Annotated in this window: 1 protein-coding gene; it reads left to right on the top strand. The window is 69.6% G+C overall.

The genetic code is table 11. From position 1 onward, the window contains the following. Position 1: 1 nt before the first annotated feature. Positions 2-2,030 (top strand): ATP-binding protein (locus tag ACIPQB_RS26055; RefSeq protein ID WP_446488152.1); only part of this gene is annotated, 2,029 nt, incomplete at its 3' end.

Below are 2,030 nucleotides of genomic sequence, written 5' to 3'. Positions count from 1 at the left end.
GATGTTCAGCAAACTCCTGATCGCCAACCGTGGCGAGATCGCGGTGCGGGTGATCAAGACCTGCCGTCGGCTGGGTATTCGAACGGCGGTGGTCTATTCGGACGCCGACGCCGACAGCCTGGCCGTGGAGATGGCCGACGAGACGGTGCATATCGGTCCCTCGCCGGCCAATCAGTCCTACCTGGTCGCCGACAAGATCATCGCCGCCTGCAAGCAGACCGGGGCCCAGGCCGTGCATCCGGGCTTTGGCTTCCTGTCGGAGAACGCCGGCTTCGCCCAGCGCTGCGCCGACGAGGGGATCGTGTTCATCGGCCCCAATCCGGGGGCGATCTCGGCGATGGGCGACAAGATCGAGAGCAAGAAGTTCGCGCAAGCGGCCGGGGTGTCGTGCGTGCCCGGCCATATCGGCGAGATCGCCGACGCGGCCCATGCGGTGACCATCGCCGAGCAGATCGGCTATCCGGTGATGATCAAGGCCAGCGCCGGCGGCGGCGGCAAGGGCATCCGGGTGGCCTGGAGCCGCCAGGACGTCGAGGAGGGCTTCCCGGCCGTGCGGGCCGAGGCCAAGGCCAGCTTCGGCGACGACCGCATCTTCATCGAGAAGTTCATCCAGAGCCCGCGCCACATCGAGATCCAGGTGCTGGGCGACAAGCACGGCCATGTCGTCCACCTGTTCGAGCGCGAATGCTCGATCCAGCGCCGCAACCAGAAGGTCATCGAGGAGGCGCCCAGCCCGCTGCTCGATGCTGAGACCCGGGCGGCCATGGGGGCCCAGGCCGTCGCCTTGGCCAAAGCGGTGAACTATGACAGCGCCGGCACGGTGGAGTTCGTGGCCGGCCAGGACAAGAGCTTCTACTTCCTGGAGATGAACACCCGCCTGCAGGTCGAGCACCCGGTCACCGAGCTGATCACCGGCCTGGACCTGGTCGAGCAGATGATCCGCAGCGCCTGGGGCGAGAAACTGGCCTTCGCGCAGGAGGACCTGTCGATCCACGGCTGGGCGGTGGAGAGCCGGATCTACGCCGAGGACCCCTACCGCAAGTTCCTGCCCAGCATCGGCCGGCTGGCCCGCTACGCCCCGCCGCCAGAGGGGTCCCAAGATGCGGGGCCGCAGGCTGGGACGGGCGAGGCGCCAAGCGAGGCGATCGTGCGCAATGACGCCGGGGTGCGCGAGGGCGACGAGATCTCGATGTACTACGACCCGATGATCTCCAAGCTCTGCGCCTGGGCCCCCACCCGCCTGGCGGCCGTCGACGCCATGGGCCGGGCCCTGGAGGACTTCCACATCGAGGGCCTGGGGCACAACATCCCGTTCCTGGCCGCGGTGATGGACCAGGACCGCTTCCGCTCGGGGGCGATCTCGACCAACTACATCAAGGACGAGTTCCCCGACGGCTTCAAAGGCCTGGAGCCGACCCCCGCCCAGGTCGACATCCTGACCGCGGTCGGGGCGGCCATGCAACGGGTCTACGCCGCCCGGGCCCGCTCGACCGCGGCGGGGCTCAGCAATCCCGTCCGCGCCGAATGGATCGTCGCCGTCGGCCCGGCCAAGCGCCGGGTGGCGCTGGCCGGCCAGGACCCGCAGCTGAGCATCGCCCTCCCCGACGAAGGCCGCACCCTGCTCCTGGAGACGGTCGACTGGCGGCCCGGCAAGCCGGTGTTCAAGGGCAAGCTCGACGGCCAGGCCTTCACCGTCCAGGTGACCCCGGCCGCCGAGGGCTTCGTCATCCGCCACCGCGCCGCCAAGGCCCGGGTGCTGGTCCTGACCCCGCGTTCGGCCGAGCTGCACGACAAGCTGCCCCACAAGCAGGCCGCCGACACCTCGCGCCTGGTGCTCTCGCCCATGCCCGGCCTGGTGGTCAGCATGGACGTGGCCCTGGGCCAGCAGGTCCGCGAGGGCGAGGTGGTCTGCGTGCTGGAGGCCATGAAGATGCAGAACATCATCCGCGCCGAGCGCGACGGCACCGTCAAGGCCGTCAACGCCAAGGCCGGAGACCCCGTCGCCGCCGACGAGGTCCTGGTGGAGTTCG

The sequence above is a fragment of the Caulobacter sp. LARHSG274 genome, assembly GCF_052871235.1.
The sequence above is the reverse complement of the archived record's forward strand: the minus strand, read 5'-3'. Positions and strand labels throughout refer to the sequence as shown.